Here is a 21,206-nt window from a genome sequence, read left to right as displayed (position 1 = left end):
TGCGCTGTTGGAGATCCAGACATAGGCGTTGCCGCCCGAGAACTGAAGGACATCTGTTTTACCGTCGCCATTAAAGTCGCCAAGCTTGTCGGACGGTTGAGACCCGTTGCCCCATTGAGCATAGTTGTCCAGCCCACTCCCGGTCGATAACCACACGTCCAGCATTCCGTTCTGGTTGAGTTGTATGACATCGGCCTTGTTATCGCCATTAAAGTCGGCAATGCGATCGACTGCGCCGTTTGAGCCGAATGAGAAGACCGAGACATCACCAGATAGGATGTCGTTGCCGCCGCCGCCGGTCAGCGTATCGTTCCCGGAGCCGCCGTTTAGTACGTTGGCGATGGCATTGCCGATGATGGTGTCGTTGCCGGACCCTCCGGTGGCATTGTCGATGTAGGACCGCGCGTCGCCGTTATAGAGATAGGCATTGTAGACGTTGCCCGACGCGTAATGGCCGTTGCCGAGATTGGCGAGTTGAACCGACGAGAACAGAGACGACGCACCTGGATTGAGGTTGATGCTCAAGTTGGTCGTGTAGTTCGACAGGTCGTAGGTATCGACGCCGCCACCATCCCAGATCGTCTCGTAGATGCGATTGGCCGAGCCACCGACACCGCCATTGTCGGCCGGGTGGCCAGCGCCGTTGATGAACTCCTGCCCGGTGGTCGGGCTCCACGTATAGACGGTGGTCCCGCCCTGGGTGGTGTAGTTCGCGCCGTACATCGTCTGCAGCGCGAGAATATCGTTGGCCATATAGGTCTGCGGATACCCATAGGCTTCGTTGGTATAGCCGCTCGTCGTGGAAGCACCGACATAGCTGCGATAACTCATGACGGTGTATTCGCTGTCGTCATGCGCGCTCGGCACCGCGACATTGGCGGGGCCGCCGGCTTCCTGACTGTGCTTCAGGCCAAGGGCGTGTCCGAGCTCGTGCAACGCAGTCGTGAAATAGTAGTTGCCGAGCGCCGCCTGCGAATAGTTGTAGGCGGTGCCGAACCAGATGTCGCCGCCGACCGCGTAATTGCCGGGGTAATAGGCGTAGGATGTCGGATTGGCCGCTGGCGACTGCGCGACCATGATGTCGGCGCCGTTCGTCCCGGCATACTGGATGTTGGCGTTGGTGTAGCTGAGGATCAGTCCGATCGCGTAATTGATCGCCGCCTGCATCTGACTCGGCGCCGAGGCAAAACCCGACGTCGTCGGCTCGCTGCTGCCGCCGCTGTAGGGAATGGCGTAGTCGCTGGGCGAGTCGGGAAAGCTGTACGTGATCGTGCCGGACCATTTGTAGCCCGATAGCAGGCCGTCGATGTCGGCGTTGTTGGTCTTGGTGACCGTGACCGCGGTGGCCAAAGCGAATCTCCGAAGCAGGTGGCCCATATGATTCGGGGCCCAGACAGGTGATTCTAGCTTGAGAGTTGAACGTTTGGTTTAATTTGGGCGAGGAGGTCCGGACTCCTTCCATAAGACCGTGTTAGCCATCAATTCCCGTAGTCATACGGGCCAGGACGAGGATGCCGGTTCCGGCTAGCTGCCGTGTTGCGAGTGAAATCATGAAAATACGTTCCCTCCCGGCCGGCCTGTTCGGCGCTCTGATGGCGCTCGCCGGGCCGGGCCATCTATCCTTCGGAGGACAGCCTGTCATGGTCGGAAAAGCCAACGCGGATGAGTGCGGCAAGGAAAGCGCCAGGCAAGGCGTCACAGCGGGGCGCGTCCCCACCGTTCCAATGGCCCGCGACCCCTCGGCTGCGGTGGCGGAGGAGTACGAATCCGCCCGTCGCAAGGGAACGCGGGAGGCGTTCGAGCTGTTCATTGCGCGTTACGGCGATGACCCGCTGGCCGAGCAGGCGCGCGCCGAGCTGAAGCGGCTGGCGCGCTGATCCTTCGCAGGCGCCCGCAGGCGTTGCATTTTCGACAGCCGGCATCCGCGCGGCCCTGACCTGCCGCGTGATGTCTTGCCGCATGGTCATTCGGCACTATGGTAGGCCCGCAATCTGTCCCGGAGCCCATCAAGATGCCCTTTCCGCATGCCTCGGAAGCCCTGTCACGCTTCACCGTGCTCGATCTGACCCGCGTCCGGTCCGGACCCACCTGCGTGCGGCAGCTCGCGGACTGGGGCGCGAACGTGATTAAGATCGACGCGCTCACCGAGGATGCCGGCGGCGAGCAGCCGGGCGGCCCGCGGCGGGGCTCCGACTTCCAGAATTTGCATCGCAACAAGCGGGCGATGACGCTGAACCTGAAAGACGAGCGCGGGCTCGCCGTGTTCAAGCGCCTCGCCGCCAAGGCCGACGTCGTGGTGGAGAATTTCCGCCCGGACGTGAAGAAGAAGCTCGGTATCGATTATGAGGGCCTCGCCAGGATCAATCCGCGCCTCGTCTACGGCAGCATCTCCGGCTTCGGCCAGGACGGGCCCTACCACAAGCGGCCGGGCTTCGATCAGATCGCGCAAGGCATGGGCGGGTTGATGTCGATCACCGGCGCGCCGGGCGAAGGGCCGATGCGGGTCGGCATTCCGGTCGCCGACCTCACCGCCGGTCTATTCTGTGCCATGGGCATCCTCACCGCACTGCTGGAGCGCGAGGTCTCGGGCAAGGGCCAGTGGGTGCAGACCTCGCTGCTGCAGGCCCAGATCTTCATGCTCGACTTCCAGGCCGCACGCTGGCTGATGGAGAAAGAAGTGGCAAAGCAGGCCGGCAACAACCACCCGACCAGCATTCCGACCGGCGTGTTCAAGACCTCGGACGGCTACATCAACATCGCAACTACGGGCGGCCGGATCTGGGAGCGCTGCGCGCAGGCGATCGGCGCGCCGGAACTCTACAGCCATCCCGACTATCTGACCGCGCCGGCCCGCTCCAAGAACCGCGACGCGCTCAATGCCGAGATCGAGAAGCGTACCTTGACGAAGTCAACCGAGACCTGGGTCCGTGAACTCAACGAGGCCGGCGTGCCCTGCGGGCCGATCTACTCCATCGACCAGATGTTCAAAGACGAGCAGGTCAAGCATCTCGGCATTGCGCAGGAGGTGCCGAATGACGAGGGTCGCGACATCCGTCTGGTCGGCCAGCCCGTGACGCTGTCGCGCACGCCGAGCAGGATGGTGGCGCGGCCGCCGGAATTCGGCGAGCAGACCGACGAAGTGCTTGCAGAACTCGGTTTTGATCAAGAAGAAATTGTAGCTCTCAGGGCGACGAGGGTCGTGTAGATTCAAAGTGAGCGCGCAAAAAGCGACATGAAAAAGCACGCGAAAGCACGTCGTCTCAGGTCGCCTAGTGAACGCGCTCGCGCACAGTCCGGTACCCGGCGCGTGTCGCTTTGGAACAAGGTGGTCAGCAAACGGAAGACGCTCGTTCAGCCTGCGTTTACTGACCGGCTCCTCGTTGAAGGTCGCGAGTTCACAATTGTGTTTGGGGGACGCACCTGGGGACGGCCTTGTGCTTATGGGTGAGGCCGTGCTTTTGGTGGGGCGGATGCTCGAGCGGTACGGTCCGGTATGATTCTAAGTACACACGCGATTGTTGGCGGCGCCATCGCTTATATGTTGCCCTCACATCCAATCGTGGTCGCTGTCACGGGATTTGCGAGCCATTTTGTGATCGATGCAATTCCACACTGGGACTATCCCCTTCAAGCAATCTCAGTTCGCAAGAATGCCGATAACCGACTGTTGAAGGCGGATCGTCGATTGTGGATGGACCTGCTCACGATTGCGACCGATGCATCGACCGGATTCGCCCTGGCGATCCTTCTATTTTACCAAAGCGCGCCGATTTGGGTGATCGCGCTGGGGGCGGCCGCCGGCATGCTGCCCGACCCGCTCCAGTTCGTGCATAGCCTCTACAGGCGAGAACCGCTCGTGACGCTTCAACGCTTCCATGTCTGGATACACACCAAACGTAAGATGAACTGGCAGATTGGTGTCGTGTCCCAGGCCGCCTTCGCCGCACTCGTCGCGGCAACCGCGCTAGTCGCAAAGCCATAAGCGAGTAGAAGACCAGCAGTGGGAACTTCTTCGGAACTTTTATGCGGTTTTCTAGCGCCTACTCGATTTCAGATGTCCGAGGAGACGATCGATCACAGGCCAAAACAGCAGCACGATCGCCAGCGTCGTGATCGAGCCGACCAGGCCGTTCGACCAGAACACCTTGAGGTCGCCGCCGGCACCGATCATCGACAGACGGAAGGCATCCTCGGCGCGGTTGCCGAGCACGAGCGCCAGCGTGAACGGTGCGAGCGGAATGCCGATCTTCTTGAAGACATAGCCTACGACGCCGAAGCCGAGCATCAGCCAGATATCGAACATCGCATTTTGGATCGCATAGGCGCCGATCGCGCATGACACCACGATCATCGGCGCCACCGCGGCGAACGGCACGCGCAGGATCGAGGCGAAGATCGGCACCGTCGTCAGCACCAGCACGAGGCCTACGACATTGCCGAGATACATCGAGGCGATCAGACCCCAGACGAAGTCCTTGTGCTCGACGAACAGCAGCGGCCCCGGATTGAGCCCCCACACCATCAACCCGCCGAGCAGGATGGCAGCGGTGCCGGAGCCGGGAATGCCGAGCGCCAACATCGGCAGCAGCGCCGCGGTGCCGGAGGCATGTGCCGCCGTCTCGGGCGCGAACACGCCCTCGATGCGGCCCTTGCCGAAGCTCTCGGGATCCTTGGAGAAACGCTTTGCCAGGTTGTAGCCCATGAAGGAGGCCGCGATCGCGCCGCCCGGGGTAATGCCGAGCCAGCAGCCGATGAAGGAGGAGCGCAGCAGCGTCGCCCAGTATTTCGGCAGGTCCTTCCACACACTCAGCACGACGCGCAACGAAATGCTCGCCGCGTGTCCGCGCAGCGCCAGGCGCTCCTCCATCGTCAGCAGGATCTCGCTGATGCCGAACAGGCCGATGACGGCGACGAGGAAGTTGATGCCGCGGAGCAGCTCGGACGAGCCGAAGGTCATGCGCAGATTGCCAGACACCGTGTCCATGCCGATGCCGGCGAGCAACAGCCCCAGCGACATCGAGATGACGGTCTTGTGCTTGGCCTCGCGCCCGAGACCGACGAAGGAGCAAAAGGTCAGCAGATACACCGCGAAGAACTCGGGCGGGCCGAACTTCAACGCAAAGGACGAGATCATCGGGGCGAGGAAGGTGATCAGGAGCACAGCGACCAGCGAGCCGATGAAAGAGGACGTGAACGCAGCCGTCAGCGCCTCCGCCGCCCTGCCCTGCTGCGCCATCGGATAGCCGTCGAAGGTGGTCGCGACCGACCAGGCCTCGCCCGGGATGTTGAACAGGATCGAGGTGATCGCGCCGCCGAACAGCGCGCCCCAGTAGATGCAGGACAGCATCACGATCGCCGAGGTCGGATCCATCGTGAAGGTGAGCGGCAGCAGGATCGCGACGCCGTTGGGTCCGCCGAGCCCGGGCAAGACGCCGACGAAGATGCCGAGCACCAGCCCGACCATCATCAGCACGAGCGTTTTCCACGTCAGCAGGACCGCAAAGCCGTGAAGCAAGAGACCGAAAGCTTCCATTGCGGCTCGCCTTAGTGGCCGAAGGCCGCTTCGAGCGGCCCTTTCGGCATGATGACGTCGAAGGCGACGTCGAAGGTCACGAACATGATCGCCGTGAATACGACAGCGGTGAGCAGCGACTTCCACAGCGCGATCTTGCCGACGAGACGCATGAAGCTGGCGATCAGGAGGAAGCTCGCGACATAGAGGCCGAGAAACTGCGTCGCCAGGCAGAACAGCAGCGTCGGCACGAACACCGCCATGACGCGGCGGGCCTGCGCGCGCGTGACGAAGGTGTCGGGTGCCGCGCGGTGCGCGACCAGCGCCACGATCAGACCGTAGAGGCTGGCACCACCGAGAATGACGGAGAGGTAGAACGGGAAATAGCCGGGCTCCGGCCCGGTCGAATCCCAGGAGGCGCCGGTGCGCCAATTGTCGTAGCCGAGCGTGGCGGCCAGCGCGAGCAGCAGCAGACAGACGAATATCTCGATCGTGCCGGAGGAGACGACGGAAGGCGAGTCGTCTTCGGGCGCGGTCGGATCGTCAACGACGATTTCAAGATCGGTTTGGGGCATGAGCCGTTGGGGACGGAGTAAGTTCAATTCCCCCCTCTCCCCTTGCGGGGAGAGGTTGGGGTGAGCGGGAGTGTCCGCGATGACGGTGAGGATTGGACTCGCGGAGAGAGCCCTCACCCAACCCTCTCAGCGCGAGCGAAGCTCGTCGCGGCCCCGCAAGAACGGGGCGGGGGAGAAGAGGCGGCTACTTCGCGACGAATCCGGCTTCCGTCATCAGCGACTTGTTGACTGCATCGTCCTCCTCGAGGAATTGCACCATGTCCTTGCCGGTGAGGAAGATCGGCTTCAGCGCCTGCTTTTCCATGTAGTCCTTGTATTCCGCGGTCTGCGTCACCTTGTGGAACAGCTCGACATAGAACGCCTGCTGTTCCGCCGTGACCTTGCCGGGCAGGAACATCGCGCGCAGCATCAAATACTGCACATCGACGCCCTCCTCCTTGCAGGTCGGGATGTCGGCCCAGGACTGCGTCTCCGTCACTTTGCTGGTGTAGGAGATTCGCTCCTTGTCGAACACGCAGAGCGGACGCACTTGGCCCGCGCGCCAGACTTCGAGATTTTCGGATGGATTGTTGACGTTGGATTCGGTGTGGTTGCCGACGAGTTGGGTGGCTGCCTCGCCGCCGGACTTGTAAGGCAGATAGGAGAATTTCGCGCCGGTCTTCTGCTCGAGGAACACAGTCAGCACATGATCCTCGCGCTTCGAGCCGGTGCCGCCCATCTTGAACGGTGCGCTCGCCGCCTTTGCGGCTGCGACGAACTCCTTCACCGTCTTGGGACCCGCGCTGTTGTCCCACAGCACGAACTGGTCGAGTGCGATCACCGAAACCGGGGTCAGCTCACGCCAGTTGAACGGGATCTTTGCCGACAGCGGCAGCATGTAGATCAGCGAATAGGCGATCAGCACCTTGTTGGGGTCGCCCTCGCTGGATTTCATGTACATCAGCGCTTCGGCGCCGGAAGCCCCGCCCTTGAGCGAGACCACAATCGGCTGCTTCATCAGACTGTTCTTCTGGATCGCGGCCTGCATCATCCGCGCCATCTGGTCGGAGGCGCCGCCCGCGCCAGCCGCGACCACGATCTCGACCGGTTTGGTCGGCTCCCATCCCGCAAAGGCCGGCGTGCTCAACGATAGCGCCGCTGCGACGCCAACAGCTTGCATTAGAATTCGCACGAGTTTCGTCCCCTGGATTATTAGCTTTGCTTCTCGACGCATTGTGCGGACTAATGCGAGCGAGTTCAAGCACGCGGGTATCCCGCTGCCTATGACTTTCGGCTGACGAAGCCAAGCCGCAGATGTGCTACTTGCCCTTCCAGTTCGGCGTGCGCTTGTTGAGGAAGGCGTCCATTCCCTCGCGGAAATCCTCGCTCATATAGGCCTTGAGGATCAGATCCTCGCCCTCTTCGCGCGACAGCGTGCGGCGGATGCGGCGCACTGCCTCCTTGGTCGCTTCAAGTGTCAGCGGGGCATGGCTCGCCACCAGCCTGGCGGTCTCGTCGGCGCGGCGCTGCAGCGTCTCGACGTCCGGAACGATTTCGTTGAGGAGGCCGAGCGCCAGTGCTTCCGGCGCCTCGACGAGGCGCGCCTTGAAGATCAGATCCTTGGTGCGGGCGGGGCCGACCAGCGAGACGACGCGGCTGATGTTCGACATCGACAGGCAGTTGCCGAGCGTGCGCGCGATCGGAAACCCGATGCGCGTCGTTTCAGTCCCGATGCGGAGGTCGCAGCACGCCGCAATTCCCGCGCCGCCGCCAGTGCAGGCCCCCGCGATCGCCGCAATCACGGGCACGCGGCACTGCTCGAGCGTGCCGAGCACGCGGTCGATGCGGGCCTCATAGTCGAGCGCATCCTGCGCGGTTTTGAACGCACGGAACTGAGAAATGTCGGTGCCGGAGGCAAACGCCTTGTCGCCGGTGCCGGTCAGGATCAGCGCCTTGATCGAGCGGTCGGCATTGATCTCCTGGCAGATCTCCGCCATGCGCTCGTACATGGCGAAGGTCAGTGCGTTGCGCGCCTGCGGGCGGTTGAAGGTGATCCGCGCGATGCCGTCCGTGACGGAGTAGAGCAGGTCTTCGTTTGCGGTCGTCGGTGCGTTCATCGCGCGCTCGCTTTTCTCTAAGTTGGCTCAGGCAAGCTGAGCCTTCGGGCCACCCGAGCCTTTAAGCCACCTGAGCCTTGGCCATCGGCACCACCTCGCGTCCCTTCAGGACGTCCATGGCCGCCAACACCCCGCCGCTCCGGTGCGGGATCTTTGCAAGATCGAGGCCCATCTCGACGCCGGCGAGCGTGCCCATCAGCATCAGGTCGTTGAAATGGCCGATATGGCCGATGCGGAACACCTTGCCCTTGACCTTGTTCAGACCAGTGCCGAGCGACATGTCGAAGTTTTCCAGCACCACCTTGCGGAAGGCGTCGGCATCGTGGCCGTCAGGCACGCGCACCCCGGTCAGCGCCGGCGAATGCGCGGCAGGATCGGCGCACTGCGTCTCCAGGCCCCAGACCTTGATCGCGGCACGCGTCGCCGCGCTGTGGCGCTTGTGGCGTGTCCAGACGTTCTCGAGCCCCTCCTCTTCCAGCATCTTGATCGCCTCGCGCAGGCCGTAGAGCAAATTGGTGGCCGGCGTATAGGGGAAGGTGCCGAGCTTGTTGAAGCCGATGACCTCCTGCCAGTCCCAATACGAGCGCATGCCGGGGTTGGCTTTGGCCACCGCGAGCGCCTTCTCCGAGACGGCGTTGAAGCCGAGGCCCGGCGGCAGCATCAGGCCCTTTTGTGAACCCGCGACCGATACGTCGATGCCCCAGGCATCGTGCTCGTACTCCATCGAGCCGAGGCCGGAGATCGTGTCGACCATCAGCAGCGCGGGATGCTTGACCCGGTCGAGCAGCTTGCGCACCTCCAGCGGCGGCGTCACGCAGCCGGTCGAGGTCTCGTTGTGGACGACGCAGACCGCCTTGATCGCGTGCTGCTTGTCGGCGGCAAGGCGCTTCTCGATCTCGGCGAGATCGGCACCATGGCGCCAGTCGCTCGGGATGAAGTCGACGTCGAGCTTGAACTTGTCGGCGATGCCGCGCCACAGCACGGCGAACTGGCCGGTCTCGCACATCAGCACCTTGTCGCCGGGCGCGAGCACGTTGACCATCGCAGCTTCCCAGGCGCCGGTGCCGGACGAGGGGAAGATGATCACGGGCTGCTTGGTGCGGAACACCCGCTGCATGCCGGCGAGGACGGCGAACCCGAGCTCGGCGAACTCCGGACCGCGATGGTCCAGCGTCGGCATGTCCATCGCCCGCAGCACCCGGTCGGGCACGTTGGTCGGTCCTGGAATCTGGAGAAAATGCCTTCCAGTATGCACGGTCATCGGCGTCCTTCCCGGTCTTTGAGTCTGTCGGCTGCGCAAGCCGCTCGAATATCACTATTCGCCGGGCTTGTCCCTCGCCCGGCGGGGGCCGTCAATGCACAAGAAGCAGGGCTCGCCTTGCCAAGGGACGTGACCGGAGGCAAGACGGGGGCGGCGAACAGGCAAGAGCGGATCATGGCGGCGGAAGTGCCCGGGAAATCACAGGAATCGGCCAAAAAGGACGGCCTTGCGGCACGTCTGGCCCGGGAAGTGACCGGCGACGTCCTGTTCGACGCTTTCAGCCGGGGCCGCTACGCCACGGACGCGTCCTTCTACCAGATCATGCCCACTGGCGTGGTGGTGCCGCGCACCACGGACGCGGCGCTCAAGGCACTGGCGATCGCGCGCGACGAGGGACTGAAGGTGACCCCACGCGGCGGCGGCACCTCGCAATGCGGCCAGACCGTCAATGACAGCCTCGTTGTCGATCTCTCCAAACACCTCAACCGGATCTTGTCGCTCGACATCGAAGGGCGCACCTGCGTGGTCGAGCCCGGCATCGTGCTCGACGACCTCAACCGCCAGCTGAAAAAGCACGGCCTCTGGTTTCCGGTCGACGTCTCTACAGCCTCGCGCGCCACCATCGGCGGCATGGCCGGCAACAATTCCTGCGGCGGCCGTAGCCTGCGCTACGGCACCATGCGCGACAACACGCTATCGATGGAGGCCGCGCTCGCCGACGGCACGCTGAGTCGCTTCGGCGAGGTGTCGCGCGATCTCTCCGATCTCGATGCGAACGACAGCGCCCGCGCCCTGTTCCGCGACATGCTCGATCTCGGCGCCCGCGAAGCCGAGGAGATCGCGGCGCGCTTCCCAAAGGTGCAGCGCCGTGTCGGCGGCTACAATCTCGATGCGCTGGTGCCGCGCAATGCCCGCAACAACATGGCGCACCTTCTCGTCGGCTCCGAGGGGACCCTTGCCTTCACCACCAAGGTCGAGCTGAAGCTGTGGCCTGTGATCCGCAACAAGGCGCTCGGCATCTGCCATTTCGGCAGTTTTTACGAGGCAATGGACGCGGCCCAGCATCTGGTCAAGCTGAAGCCGATCGCGGTCGAGCTGGTCGACCGCACCATGCTCGCGCTCGGCCGCGACATCGCGATGTTCCGGCCAATCATCTCCGCCGCGATCAAGGGCGATCCGGATGCGGTGCTCGTGGTCGAGTTCGCCGAGGAGGATCAGGCGGACAACCTCGTGCGCCTGAAGCAGCTCGGCGAGCTGATGGGCGATCTCGGCTTCGGCTGGAACAACGACAAGCGCAAATGGGGCGGCGTGGTGGAAATCACCGCCCCCGCGCTGCAGAGCGGGATCGCCGATTTCCGCGCCGCCGGCCTCAACGTCATGATGTCGATGAAGCAGGAGGGCAAGCCGGTTTCCTTCGTCGAGGACTGCGCCGTGCCGCTGCCGCATCTCGCCGACTACACCGCGCGGCTGAGCGAGGTGTTTGCCAGGCACGGCACCAGCGGCACGATGTATGCTCACGCCTCCGAAGGCTGCCTGCATGTGCGACCCGTGCTGAACTTGAAGCTGGACAAGGACGTCAAGGCGATGCGGGCCATCGCCGAGGAAGCTTTCGAACTGGTGCGTGAATACAAGGGCTCGCATTCCGGCGAGCACGGCGATGGCCTGGTGCGCTCCGAATTCCACGCAACGATGTTCGGCGAGCGTCTCGTCGCCGACTTCCGCGAGGTGAAGCAACGCTTCGATCCCGATGGCGTGCTCAATCCCGGCAAGATCGTCGATGCTCCCAGGATGGACGATCGCTCGCTGTTTCGCTTCAAACCCGATTATCGCGTCGCTGAGCTCAAGACAAAACTCGACTGGTCCGCTTATCCCGGGGCCGGCGGCGGTTTTCAGGGCGCGGTCGAGATGTGCAACAACAACGGCGCCTGCCGCAAGCTCGAGGGCGGCGTGATGTGTCCGTCCTACCGCGCGACGCGCAACGAGAAGGACGTGACGCGAGGCCGCGCCAACACATTACGGCTCGCGATCTCCGGCCAGCTCGGCGCAGGCGCGCTCTCCTCCGACGAGATGATGGAGACGCTAAAGCTCTGCGTGTCCTGCAAGGCCTGCCGCCACGAATGCCCCACCGGCGTCGACATGGCCAAAATGAAGATCGAGGTGCTCGCCGCGCGCGCGGCCTCGCACGGCCTGACCTTGCGTGACCGCCTCGTCGGCTACCTCCCGCGCTATGCCGGCCTCGCGTCGCGCTTTGCGCCGCTGGCGAATTTGCGCAACCGCAGCCCGCTGCTGCGAAAGCTGTTCGAGCGCTTTGCCGGCATCAGCGCCCGCCGCGCACTCCCGGCCTTCCGCAGCGACGTATTCGTGCCGCCGGCCGAAGCGGTCGGGCCGGAAACCGGTCGCGAGGTCGTGCTGTTCGCGGACACCTTCAATCGCATCTATGAACGCGAAAACCTTGAGGCCGCGTTGCGCGTGCTCACAGCCGGCGGCTATCGCGTGCATCTGCCGCAACCTGCAAGCGGCGGCCGTCCGCTGTGCTGCGGCCGCACCTTCCTGTCGGCCGGTCTCGTCGACGAAGCCAGATCCGAGCTCGATCGTCTCGTCGCCGCATTCGCGCCCTTCGCCGCGCGCGGCGTCCCGATCGTTGGCCTCGAGCCAAGCTGCCTTTTGACCCTGCGCGACGAGCTCGCCTCGCTGCGCAAGGACGATGACGCCAAGGCCGTCGGCGCCCACGCGCTGACCTTCGAGGAATTCCTGGTGCGCGAGGCCGAGGCCGGCCGGCTGAAACTGCCGCTCGGCCCCCTTGCCGACAAAGCGCTGGTGCACGGCCATTGCCATCAAAAGTCCTTTGGCGCCTTCAAGCCGGTCGAGCAGGTGCTGCGCCTCATCCCGCGCCTTGAGGTCGAGACCATCGAGTCGAGCTGCTGCGGCATGGCCGGCGCCTTTGGCTATGGCGCGGACACCTACGATGCCTCGATCGAGATGGCCGAGCTGTCGCTGCTACCCGCCGTGCGGCGCGCTGACCAGAATGCGCTCGTCGTTGCCGACGGCACCTCCTGCCGGCACCAGATCCACGACGGTGCCCAGCGCGAGGCGCTTCACGTCGCGCGGGTGCTGGCGATGAGCCTTGATCGTGCCGAAACCCAATCTACAACCCCTCCCATTGCAAAGGAAACCAGCCATGGCTGACCTCTCCCTCGACGCTGCCCGCAAGATCCTCGACGCTGCCTTCGCGAAATCCACCGAGCTGAAGCTGAAGCCGCTGGTGGTTACCATCCTCGACGCCCGCGGGGTGCTCAAGATCGCCGCGGCGCAGGACGGCACCAGCCTGATGCGCGCCGAGATCGCGCACGGCAAGGCCTATGGCGCGCTCGCATTGGGCATCGGTTCACGCGCCCTCTTCCAGCGCGCGCAGGAGCAGGCCTATTTCATCGATGCTGTGAACACCATGGCCAAGGGCGCGCTGGTGCCGGTCCCCGGCGGCGTGCTGATCATGGACGGCACGACGCTGCTCGGCGCCGTCGGCGTCTCCGGCGACACGTCGGACAATGACGAGGCGTGTGCGGTGGCCGGCATCCAGGCCGCGGGGTTGAAGGCCAACGCGGGATAGGGATCATCCACGAACCCGAAGCTCGCACGCTCGCCAAGACCTTGTGGAGTGGGCCGCGGGGGTTGCTTGTCGGGGGTTGGAGTCACTAGACCGCTACCGCTTTTCCCCACATGACGCAAATCTGCGATATTTCATGCGATCTTGCGCCTAAGCGGTGAGTTTAGCCGGGACGCAGAGGCGGCGGTGCGCGAACATTCCCGATTCGCGGCTAGTATGGCTCTAGCGACGACGCTTGCTCAGGTGCAGGTAGTTGGGATCGAACTCGGCGAACTGCTCAAGGCGCCGGCGGTCCAGGATAGTGAGCCGCTTGCCGGTCAGCGTGAGAAGACCATCATCCAAGAGCTGCTGCAGCATCCCGATTCACGTGGACGCTGACAGGCCCAGCGTGTCCCCGAGCTCCGCTGCGTGGCCGGAAAATCGGAGCTGTCGCCGCTCGCTGCATTACGCTCGCGAGACCCAGGTGCACTTCGCAGAACAGATGTGCTATCCGTCTGTCGGGAGGCCGCCTGCCGATGCCGACCAGCCACTCGCGCATGACGGCCTCGTCGACGAGAGTCGCCCACCACAGCGCTCGAGTGAGCGTTCCGCCTCCCGATGTGAGTTCCTCGATGACGTGCCTCGGCAGGGAAGGCGATCTGGCAAGGCGTGAGCGTGCCAATCGCATGATCCATCTCGCCGAGGATGGAGACGTGCAGATCGCAAATGTCGCCTGGCACAAGCCACGCCATGATCTGGCGGTCGCCGCTCCGCAGGAGCTTGTAGCGGCACGCGAAGCCGGACAGGACCAGGTGAACGTCCGCCGGACTGTCCCCCTCCTTGATGCGTCTTTGTAGCCCCGATCGTTCTTGCCTAGTAGGCCAGCTTGCTGAACTTCTCGCAATCCGTCCGACGGCTCCGCCCCGATCTCGAGTTTGCTAATGAAAGGTTCTACGTGATCCCTTTCGTGTCGTCGGGCGGTCGCAAAGCAACCCACGTTAGGGGGCCGCGGTGTGAAGTTCCGTTACAAGGGCTGATCACTGTTCTCTGAGCGCAGGCGCTGGTGCTGGGGGCATGCCGCCGCCTGCGGGAAGGGAGCTTCGAAGCTTCCTTCGGTCGCATCGCGGACTAATCCGCCGTCCATCCACCGTCGACGATAAGCGATGAGCCGGTCATTAGTGCAGAGGCATCGGAGGCGAGAAACACGATTGCTCCCATCAAATCCTCGACCGTGCCTACGCGTCCCAGCTTAATCCTCGAAAGGACGTCCGCCTTGAACTCGGAGTCCTCGAACAAGGGTCTCGTCATCGGGGTCTCGATGAACGTCGGGCAAAGCGTGTTGACTCGAACGCCATGGGGAGCGAACTCAACCGCGGCCGCCCGCGAGAACCCCTCTATAGCCCATTTGCTTGCACAGTAGATCGACCGCCGCGCGCCTCCGACGTGCCCCATCTGCGAAGACATGTTGATGATCGAGCCGGGGCGGTTCCCCTCCATGAGTCTTTTGGCGACAGCCTGTACGACGAAGAATGCCGCCCGCACGTTGAGACCCATGACGGCGTCAAAATCATCGGCTGTCACGGCTATCATGGGCATCGGACGGTTGGTGCCGGCATTGTTGACTAAAATGTCAAAAGGCTCGCTGGATCCGATCCTCAGACGCGCCTGCTCCACCTCCAGGACATCCAGAACCATGGTATCGGCAGAGAAGCCTTGCGCGCGCAAGCTTCCACAGAGAACGTCAAGCTCGTCGCCGGTGCGGGCCGCAAGCGTGACGTGCGCTCCCGCAGTTGCCAAGGCGACAGCGGCCGCCTCGCCGATTCCCCTGCCGGCGCCGGTGACTAGGGCGCGCCTGCCATCGAGCCGGAATGAGGGTGTCTGTGGGAGAGATTTCATGAGCTGGGTCCTTGCACATTCGCGGCGGAAACCGGAGCGCGCTCGGGGGATGTCGAGCTGAGCGCCTGTAGCTCCCACTCGAGATCCTCAATCGTGCGCCCCTTTGTTTCGATTCCGAAAACCGCGAATGCCAGACCCGCCAGCGCGTACCAGCAGGCGAAGTAGATGAACGCGGTGGAAAACGAGATGCCGGAAGATGCGGGAACGACATCCGACGACGCGCCGACGATGAACGCCAAGCCCATCGGGCCGATCACCTTCCCCAAGCCGCCGAAACCGTATGCCGCACCCATCCCGGTCGCTCTGAGCGCTGTAGGCCAGACTTCGGCCGAATACGGACCGACGACGGCAAAACCTCCTTCCCCGAACAGGAAGGTGAGCGCCAGCAGTCCGACGAAAGCGACCAGGACCGAAGCCAGCGCATCGCCGAACAGAGCCGCGGCCAGCAGCATTGCCGCTGCGCCGAACGTGGAGATCAGTCCCGCGGGGCGCCGTCCCATCTTTTCGGATAGAACAGAGAAGCCGACTCGCCCGAGCAAGGCGGCGCTGGTCACGAAGATCATGTAGAACGCGGCGGAGCTAGGCGGCACGTGGAGGACCTGCACGAGCAGCGTCGGCGCCCACAATGTGAGCCCGTAGTAGCCGGTCTGCATACCAAGGTTTGAAAGGAAAGACAACGCGACGCTGCGCGGGTATCTTAGCAGCGCGCCGAATCCAAGTTTATTCTCGGGCGCGCTGTCGATTGTCGAAGGCAACTCGGACGGGTCGACCTCAAGTGCCCACGCGATCGAGTTTCGGGCTTCAGAGGCTCGACCGTTACGCTGTAGCCATCGCGGGGATTCCGGTATCCAGACGCGCAAGAGAAGCGCCGCCGCACCGAGGCCGACGCAGATGCCCATAAGGCCACGCCAGCCGACCGTGGGCGCGACGAACGCGACCATCGCAGAGCCAAGCAAGAAGCCGAGCGGAACGGCTGCCGTCACGAGGCCGCTCACCTCTCCCCTTCGGGATGCCGGAACGAACTCCTGGATCAAAGGCAGATCGACGCAATAGAGGCCGCCCGCGCCGAAACCGATGAGGAAGCGGAACAGAGTGAGATAGATCCAACCGTATTCGGCGCTATCGGGCGTGAACACCAAAGCGCCGGTACCCAGCGAAAAAAGAGCTAGCGTGGTCAGGAATACTCTTCGGCGGCCGATCCGATCGGCTCGCCATCCGAAGAACGCAGCTCCTGCCATCGCACCTAGTCCGGACGACAGCAGAATTATCGAGGATGCTCCGAACGTCAGCTTCCATGGCTTCGAAACGAAAGTCAGGACAAAGCCGATTAGGAAATAGTCCAGAAATTCGAGGACCAGTCCGAATGCGCCAGCAAATATCAGCTTCTTCTGATTGAACGTTAGGTCCGAGCGTAGATCAAGAGCAGACAGCATAATGCATCCCATCCCGCCTCGAGGGCGAACAAGCCATTGCACGATTGATTGAATGGGCCAGGGGCCCGACCCCCGGCACCTCGACTTCGGCTACTCCGCAGCCCGGCCGTAGGGCACGTTCCGGCCGCCGTAGCGACGAACACGCACATTGGCCTGCTCGGCATGCCCAACAAAGCCTTCGAGCATGCACAAGCGTGAGCAATATTCGCCGATCATAGCGGAGGCCGCGTCGGTCGTGACCCGCTGATACGTCACCGTCTTCATGAACTTGCCGACCCAGAGGCCGCCGGTATAGCGGGCAGCCTTGAGTGTAGGGAGAGTATGATTCGTTCCGATCACCTTGTCCCCGTACGCCACGTTGGTGCGCGGTCCGAGAAAAAGGGCGCCATAGTTTGTCATGCGGTTGAGGAAATAGTCGGGATCTCTCGTCATGACCTGGACGTGCTCCGAGGCGATCCGATCCGCTTCGGCGACCATCTCTTCGTCGCTTTCACACACGATAACCTCGCCGTATTCCTCCCAGGCCTTGGATGCGACGTCGGCGGTCGGCAGGATCCGGAGCAACCTGCCTATCTCATTCATCGTATCCTGCGCGAGTTTACGGGATGTGGTGAGCAGGATGGCTGGAGAATTCGGCCCATGCTCCGCCTGGCCAAGGAGGTCGGTCGCGCACAACTCACCATCGACAGTGTCGTCCGCAATGACCAAGGTCTCGGTCGGCCCCGCAAAGAGATCGATTCCGACACGGCCGAAGAGTTGCCGCTTCGCTTCCGCCACAAAGGCGTTGCCGGGGCCGACGAGCATATCGACCGGGGCAATGGAGGCCGTTCCGATCGCCATCGCGCCGACGGCCTGGATGCCGCCCAGACAGTAGATCTCGTCGGCACCGGCAAGGTGCTGAGCCGCGACGATCGCGGGCGCGGGTCGCCCCTTATACGGTGGCGCGCACGTCACGATCCGGCTCACCCCGGCGACCTTGGCCGTGATGACCGACATATGGGCCGACGCCAGCAGAGGATACTTGCCTCCGGGCACGTAGCAGCCGACCGAGTTGACCGGTAGGTTCTTGTGTCCGAGAACCACGCCAGGGAGGGTTTCGACCTCCACGTCGCGCATCGATTCCCTCTGGTGCCGCGCGAAGTTGCGGACCTGTTCCTGGGCGAACTTGATGTCGTCGATGTCCCGCTTGGACAGCTGACCGAGGCACCACTTGATCTCTGCCTCCGTAAGGCGATAGTAGCCCCGATCCCAGCCGTCGAATTTCGTGGAGAGCTCCCTGACTGCAGCGTCGCCGCGTTTTTCGATGTCGGCAAGAATTTCCTCCACCGACGCGCGGACCTTGGCCGCATCCTCGGCCCGGAGTGCCGCGTCGCGGCCACGCTTGAGATATTCAGCCATGTCGATCTGCCCCGTTACTTGATGGCTTGAGGATTGATCGGAGAGCCTGCCCCGCCAGGAAGGTGCAGCGGGGGCGCGCAAAAGAAGAACTCATAGACCTCGTCCTGTGCGCAATCCTCTGCCAGGTCCTTCACATAGAAGATCTCCCCCATCGAGATTCCCATCGCGGGAATCACGACCCAGTGCCACGGCTGATTGGCTTCCTTGGTTTCGTTGGGGCGCACCTCGCAGCCCCAAGTATCCGAACAGATCGCGGCAACGTCCCTCTCACGGAGCCAGAAACAGGTCTCGAAACCGAATCCCGGCGCGTTCCCTCCGGCATAGCCCGACCAATCCTTCTTGGCGAGGCAGCGCTCCTGGTGACCGGTGCGGACGATCACGAAGTCACCCTTCTTGATCGCCACTTTCTGTGCTTCAGCGCAGCCTGTCAGGTCTTCGGACGTGATCGCGTAGCCATCATCCAAATGATCGACGCTCTTGAAACGGGCGACATCCAGAAGAACGCCGCGGCCGACCATCTTGTCGCGGACATGCTCGATGCCGAGCTTTTTCGCCCCTCGCACGTCGACGAGAGAAGCGTCGTACCCGTTATACATTTTATCGTCGAGGAAGACGTGGCAAAGCGCATCCCACTGCGTTGACGCCTGACACGGCATGTTGATCGCGTCGTCCGCATACCGCAGGTAGGGAAACGGCTCATCCTGATTTCCGAGCTTCGCATCGGTGCCGGTCGCGAGCATCGTATGGATCGGATTCCATCGGCCACCGAAGAGACCCGACTGAATAGGTTCCTTCAACGACAGCCCGAGGGAGAACACCTTGCCCTTACGGATCAGCTGCCCAGCGCCGACGATGTCGGTCGGCGTGACGTTGTTGAGAGTGCCTATCTGGTCGTCCGCTCCCCACCTGCCCCAATTTGAAATCTTGTCCGCGGCCTTCAGAATGGCCGCCCTGTCCAGCTTCACGATATCGCTCCCTCAAGCTTTGTTATCGTTTGATAACTTAGCGGCGCTGGCGCATTTGTTCAAGGGCATTCTCGCTATAAACCTATTGCGATACGTTATCCGTCGATTACTTAGCGATGACCGAGTCCGGCGGATTTATTGCGCTGAAGTAACCGCATGGGTATAAAGCTAATTCGAAGTTCCACGCTCGGAGCAGGCGCGAAGCTGCAGGCAAGACGATGAAGAAGAGCGACAAGCAAAAGCCGCTTGCCCGAAAGCTAAAAGGAAAAAAGGCTGCGGCGAAGCGGATGCGCTCGCCATCCCGCTCGTCGCAAACTACTACCCGCCTTCCGTTCGAAGAACGCCGTCGATTGATCGTAAAGAAGGCAGCCGAGTTCTTCGCGGAGTCAGGCTTCAGCGCCACGACGCGGGAGCTGGCGGAACACTTGGGGACCACGCAGCCTCTCATGTACAAGTACTTTAAGGGAAAGGAGCAATTGATTGACGAAGTCTACCGCAGCGTGTTCCTGGACGTGTGGAGCGACCACTGGGACGAGCTTTTGGTCGACAGGACGCAATCCATCGAAGCTCGATTGATTGAATTCTATATTAGCTACACAGACATCATCATGAACCGCGGTTGGATGCGGATGTACCTGTTCGCGGGACTTAAGAACGTTGGGATTACGAGTTCGTACATAAAGCTCGTCGAAGAACGCGTCATACGCCGCATCGCAATCGAGGTCTGTTTCGCTCGCGAGGTGGTCTTCGATTCGAGCAATGAAGCTCGCTATCTGGAGATAGCATGGGCTCTCCAGGGAAGCATTTTCTACTACGGGGTCAGAAAGCACGCATATGGGCTTGATCCTCACGTCGACAAGAACAGCCTGATCCGGGATACCGTCCACATCTTCCTTGGATCATGGCCATGCGATCGGAAATTGTCGTCATCAGCTTTGGAGGTCGTCTCTTAGGGGCACCTCTCAACCATATCCGGCTAAGAGGCGCATCTTCATTGAAGTCTCAGGCATGCTCGCCGGCATTCGCCCCTGAAAGCTCTCAGCACGTCGACAGGAAGTGCACCGGTCAAGTCATAGGTACCATTCGAACCATCGCCCTTCGCCAGCAGAGAGGGCGCGCACACTGTCGGGTGGTGCGAATGCGATAGCGAAGGCGCTCTGGAAGGCCTTTGGAGCGGGACCGCAAGCGCCGTCAAAACCACTTCGATCACGGTCGGTGCGCCACGAAACTTGGACATGGCGGTGCGCATCCGCTCCGTTGCCCCGAAGACAGGCCACGAGGTCACGTCGACCCTTCACCCGGCTTTCGACGCGACCCAAGTAGCGAGGCGCGAATTCACAGCCCCCGACTTCCGCCCAACGACATCCCCGAGACGGAAATGAGCTCGTTGACGTAGCTGCTTCTACGATGGTCTTGGCCCAATCGCTCGCTCTATGCGCGACCGCAAAGGGACGAAAGTCGGTTCGCAGCGCAATGGCGACATCGTCCCACGTACGGGTGGAGAGCGAGCCGCAGTGCAATGGGATAGCAGGTGGACCCTCGCCTGCCCAACAACGGACGCGGATATCGAGGCGATCCTTCGCGCTGACGTGTTGCGATTGCGGCACCTTGAGATCGACAATCGCAATACCAACCCGATCGGCTATTGTCACCGACGACTCAGAATCCCAATCGTCCATGATCAATCCATTACTTAGGACATACTAAGTAATTCTGACGAGTGTAGAATGTCAATGGCCAAGAGACAGCGTCGTACACCGGAAGCAGCAAAATTTGCCATTCTCGATGCAGCAGAGCGGCGATTACACGACGACGGTCCTGAAGGCGTGCGCATCCAACGCATTGCAGCTGATCTGAACATCACGGACGCGGCCGTGCACTATCATTTCGGCACTCGCGAAGCGTTGATGGACGCCCTCCTCCGGCGCATCGGGCGGCGGCTGGTGGATGACATTGAATCTACCATTCAAAAATGGGCGCCTGACCAGATTGACGTCGCCGCGCTCGGTCGGCTTTTTCAGCGCACCTATGCTGATGAGCGAGCCGCGAAGCTCGCCCTCTGGCTTAGCGTCGCTGGCCACCGGCCAAAAGGATCGGGCATGCTCAAGCCGCTGGTCGAACGAGTTCATAGAGCGCGGCTCGAATCGGCCCGGAAGGCCAGGCGAACTGCGCCGCGGATCTCCAGCACCCAGTTCTCTATAGCCCTCTTGAGCGCTGCCCATATGCTTGCGGCGATGTCCGGCGAAGCCTTGATGGCAAGCGTTGCCGAAGATCCGGCTGGCCTTGACCAGCGCGACTTTCTCGACTTTGCAGTCAAGCTGATCGCTCGCCATCTTGCGGAGGGGTGACCAATTGCCAGCTTCGCAGAAATTCGAAATCCTGGCGCCGGGAATGCCAAAGCCGTACTGATTGTCAATCGGCGTTCGACTGGGACCCCCTATCGGCATCCAAAAGGGACCCCTTTGATCGGCGTGCTCTGCTGGTAGC

19 protein-coding genes are annotated in these 21,206 nt (G+C 62.4%); 8 read left to right on the top strand and 11 right to left on the bottom strand.

Going from position 1 to position 21,206, the window contains the following annotated elements:
- Positions 1-1,350 (bottom strand): M10 family metallopeptidase (locus AC0L23_RS33805; RefSeq protein WP_473357976.1); only part of this gene is annotated, 1,350 nt, incomplete at its 3' end.
- A gap of 200 nt (positions 1,351-1,550) precedes the next feature.
- Here AC0L23_RS33805 and AC0L23_RS33800 point away from each other — a divergent pair.
- The 3 genes from AC0L23_RS33800 (at position 1,551) to AC0L23_RS33790 (ending at position 3,982) form a co-directional block, all read left to right on the top strand.
- Positions 1,551-1,877, top strand: a complete 327-nt coding sequence (locus AC0L23_RS33800; protein WP_473357975.1) for a hypothetical protein — start codon at positions 1,551-1,553, stop codon at positions 1,875-1,877.
- A 134-nt stretch (positions 1,878-2,011) separates the two neighbouring features.
- On the top strand, positions 2,012-3,205 hold the full coding sequence (locus AC0L23_RS33795) for a CaiB/BaiF CoA transferase family protein (RefSeq protein WP_473357974.1): 1,194 nt from the start codon (positions 2,012-2,014) through the stop codon (positions 3,203-3,205).
- Positions 3,206-3,592: 387 nt separating this feature from the next.
- Positions 3,593-3,982 (top strand): hypothetical protein, encoded by a 390-nt coding sequence (locus AC0L23_RS33790; RefSeq protein ID WP_247531687.1) that lies wholly within the window; start codon positions 3,593-3,595, stop codon positions 3,980-3,982.
- 51 nt (positions 3,983-4,033) lie between these two features.
- Here the strand turns inward: AC0L23_RS33790 and AC0L23_RS33785 are convergent, their stop codons facing one another.
- The 5 genes from AC0L23_RS33785 to AC0L23_RS33765 form a co-directional block, all read right to left on the bottom strand.
- A complete protein-coding gene (locus AC0L23_RS33785) occupies positions 4,034-5,533 on the bottom strand; it encodes a tripartite tricarboxylate transporter permease (protein WP_247361575.1) in 1,500 nt (499 codons plus the stop codon).
- An 11-nt stretch (positions 5,534-5,544) separates the two neighbouring features.
- Positions 5,545-6,087, bottom strand: a complete 543-nt coding sequence (locus AC0L23_RS33780; RefSeq protein WP_162496499.1) for a tripartite tricarboxylate transporter TctB family protein — start codon at positions 6,085-6,087, stop codon at positions 5,545-5,547.
- A 184-nt stretch (positions 6,088-6,271) separates the two neighbouring features.
- The gene (locus tag AC0L23_RS33775) at positions 6,272-7,246 is read right to left on the bottom strand and encodes a Bug family tripartite tricarboxylate transporter substrate binding protein (RefSeq protein ID WP_085349461.1); all 975 of its coding nucleotides are present in this window, start codon (positions 7,244-7,246) and stop codon (positions 6,272-6,274) included.
- A 139-nt stretch (positions 7,247-7,385) separates the two neighbouring features.
- Positions 7,386-8,183 (bottom strand): enoyl-CoA hydratase/isomerase family protein, encoded by a 798-nt coding sequence (locus AC0L23_RS33770; RefSeq protein ID WP_204511855.1) that lies wholly within the window; start codon positions 8,181-8,183, stop codon positions 7,386-7,388.
- Between the two features lie 61 nt (positions 8,184-8,244).
- Entirely contained in the window at positions 8,245-9,444 is a 1,200-nt protein-coding gene (locus AC0L23_RS33765) for a pyridoxal-phosphate-dependent aminotransferase family protein (protein ID WP_473357973.1), read from the bottom strand.
- Positions 9,445-9,618: 174 nt separating this feature from the next.
- Here AC0L23_RS33765 and AC0L23_RS33760 point away from each other — a divergent pair, with 174 nt between their 5' ends.
- Together AC0L23_RS33760 and AC0L23_RS33755 are read left to right on the top strand one after the other, a co-directional pair.
- Entirely contained in the window at positions 9,619-12,630 is a 3,012-nt protein-coding gene (locus tag AC0L23_RS33760; RefSeq protein ID WP_473357972.1) for an FAD-binding and (Fe-S)-binding domain-containing protein, read from the top strand.
- Positions 12,623-13,051, top strand: coding sequence for a GlcG/HbpS family heme-binding protein (locus AC0L23_RS33755; protein ID WP_473357971.1), 429 nt, complete (start codon positions 12,623-12,625; stop codon positions 13,049-13,051). Before AC0L23_RS33760 ends, AC0L23_RS33755 begins: the two co-directional genes overlap by 8 nt.
- A 219-nt stretch (positions 13,052-13,270) precedes the next feature.
- Here AC0L23_RS33755 and AC0L23_RS33750 read toward each other — a convergent pair whose 3' ends face one another.
- Complete coding sequence (locus tag AC0L23_RS33750; RefSeq protein ID WP_473357970.1) at positions 13,271-13,405, bottom strand: hypothetical protein; 135 nt, start codon at positions 13,403-13,405, stop codon at positions 13,271-13,273.
- A 254-nt stretch (positions 13,406-13,659) separates the two neighbouring features.
- Between AC0L23_RS33750 and AC0L23_RS33745 the strand changes: the two genes are divergently transcribed.
- Positions 13,660-13,884, top strand: a complete 225-nt coding sequence (locus tag AC0L23_RS33745) for a hypothetical protein (RefSeq protein ID WP_473357969.1) — start codon at positions 13,660-13,662, stop codon at positions 13,882-13,884.
- Positions 13,885-14,155: 271 nt separating this feature from the next.
- Here the strand turns inward: AC0L23_RS33745 and AC0L23_RS33740 are convergent, their stop codons facing one another.
- From AC0L23_RS33740 to AC0L23_RS33725, 4 genes are all read right to left on the bottom strand, one after another.
- Positions 14,156-14,923 (bottom strand): SDR family NAD(P)-dependent oxidoreductase, encoded by a 768-nt coding sequence (locus AC0L23_RS33740; RefSeq protein ID WP_473357968.1) that lies wholly within the window; start codon positions 14,921-14,923, stop codon positions 14,156-14,158.
- The gene (locus tag AC0L23_RS33735) at positions 14,920-16,356 is read right to left on the bottom strand and encodes an MFS transporter (RefSeq protein ID WP_473357967.1); all 1,437 of its coding nucleotides are present in this window, start codon (positions 16,354-16,356) and stop codon (positions 14,920-14,922) included. Before AC0L23_RS33735 ends, AC0L23_RS33740 begins: the two co-directional genes overlap by 4 nt.
- 90 nt (positions 16,357-16,446) lie before the next feature.
- Positions 16,447-17,754, bottom strand: coding sequence for a histidinol dehydrogenase (gene hisD, locus AC0L23_RS33730; RefSeq protein ID WP_085349466.1), 1,308 nt, complete (start codon positions 17,752-17,754; stop codon positions 16,447-16,449).
- 14 nt (positions 17,755-17,768) lie between these two features.
- The gene (locus tag AC0L23_RS33725) at positions 17,769-18,719 is read right to left on the bottom strand and encodes a cyclase family protein (RefSeq protein ID WP_018454756.1); all 951 of its coding nucleotides are present in this window, start codon (positions 18,717-18,719) and stop codon (positions 17,769-17,771) included.
- Positions 18,720-18,937: 218 nt separating this feature from the next.
- On the opposite strand from AC0L23_RS33725, the gene AC0L23_RS33720 reads away from it, so the two are divergent.
- Together AC0L23_RS33720 and AC0L23_RS33715 are read left to right on the top strand one after the other, a co-directional pair.
- The gene (locus tag AC0L23_RS33720) at positions 18,938-19,672 is read left to right on the top strand and encodes a TetR/AcrR family transcriptional regulator (RefSeq protein ID WP_085349467.1); all 735 of its coding nucleotides are present in this window, start codon (positions 18,938-18,940) and stop codon (positions 19,670-19,672) included.
- A gap of 774 nt (positions 19,673-20,446) precedes the next feature.
- Entirely contained in the window at positions 20,447-21,067 is a 621-nt protein-coding gene (locus AC0L23_RS33715; RefSeq protein WP_473357966.1) for a TetR/AcrR family transcriptional regulator, read from the top strand.
- Positions 21,068-21,206 lie beyond the last annotated feature (139 nt).

It is taken from the genome of Bradyrhizobium sp. MI1.4 (genome assembly GCF_055811315.1).
Note: the sequence above shows the minus strand (reverse complement) of the source record. Positions and strands in the feature narration are given on the sequence as shown.

What these genes read in the sequence shown, in the direction of transcription:
- AC0L23_RS33755 (WP_473357971.1), top strand. Translation starts at nt 12,623, where the DNA reads ATGGCTGACCTCTCCCTCGACGCTGCCCGCAAGATCCTCGACGCTGCC.
- AC0L23_RS33750 (WP_473357970.1), bottom strand. Translation starts at nt 13,405, where the DNA reads ATGCTGCAGCAGCTCTTGGATGATGGTCTTCTCACGCTGACCGGCAAG.
- AC0L23_RS33795 (WP_473357974.1), top strand. Translation starts at nt 2,012, where the DNA reads ATGCCCTTTCCGCATGCCTCGGAAGCCCTGTCACGCTTCACCGTGCTC.
- AC0L23_RS33745 (WP_473357969.1), top strand. Translation starts at nt 13,660, where the DNA reads ATGACGTGCCTCGGCAGGGAAGGCGATCTGGCAAGGCGTGAGCGTGCC.
- AC0L23_RS33770 (WP_204511855.1), bottom strand. Translation starts at nt 8,183, where the DNA reads ATGAACGCACCGACGACCGCAAACGAAGACCTGCTCTACTCCGTCACG.
- AC0L23_RS33760 (WP_473357972.1), top strand. Translation starts at nt 9,619, where the DNA reads ATGGCGGCGGAAGTGCCCGGGAAATCACAGGAATCGGCCAAAAAGGAC.
- AC0L23_RS33735 (WP_473357967.1), bottom strand. Translation starts at nt 16,356, where the DNA reads ATGCTGTCTGCTCTTGATCTACGCTCGGACCTAACGTTCAATCAGAAG.
- AC0L23_RS33800 (WP_473357975.1), top strand. Translation starts at nt 1,551, where the DNA reads ATGAAAATACGTTCCCTCCCGGCCGGCCTGTTCGGCGCTCTGATGGCG.
- AC0L23_RS33715 (WP_473357966.1), top strand. Translation starts at nt 20,447, where the DNA reads ATGTCAATGGCCAAGAGACAGCGTCGTACACCGGAAGCAGCAAAATTT.
- AC0L23_RS33720 (WP_085349467.1), top strand. Translation starts at nt 18,938, where the DNA reads ATGAAGAAGAGCGACAAGCAAAAGCCGCTTGCCCGAAAGCTAAAAGGA.
- AC0L23_RS33785 (WP_247361575.1), bottom strand. Translation starts at nt 5,533, where the DNA reads ATGGAAGCTTTCGGTCTCTTGCTTCACGGCTTTGCGGTCCTGCTGACG.
- hisD (WP_085349466.1), bottom strand. Translation starts at nt 17,754, where the DNA reads ATGGCTGAATATCTCAAGCGTGGCCGCGACGCGGCACTCCGGGCCGAG.
- AC0L23_RS33740 (WP_473357968.1), bottom strand. Translation starts at nt 14,923, where the DNA reads ATGAAATCTCTCCCACAGACACCCTCATTCCGGCTCGATGGCAGGCGC.
- AC0L23_RS33775 (WP_085349461.1), bottom strand. Translation starts at nt 7,246, where the DNA reads ATGCAAGCTGTTGGCGTCGCAGCGGCGCTATCGTTGAGCACGCCGGCC.
- AC0L23_RS33780 (WP_162496499.1), bottom strand. Translation starts at nt 6,087, where the DNA reads ATGCCCCAAACCGATCTTGAAATCGTCGTTGACGATCCGACCGCGCCC.
- AC0L23_RS33765 (WP_473357973.1), bottom strand. Translation starts at nt 9,444, where the DNA reads ATGACCGTGCATACTGGAAGGCATTTTCTCCAGATTCCAGGACCGACC.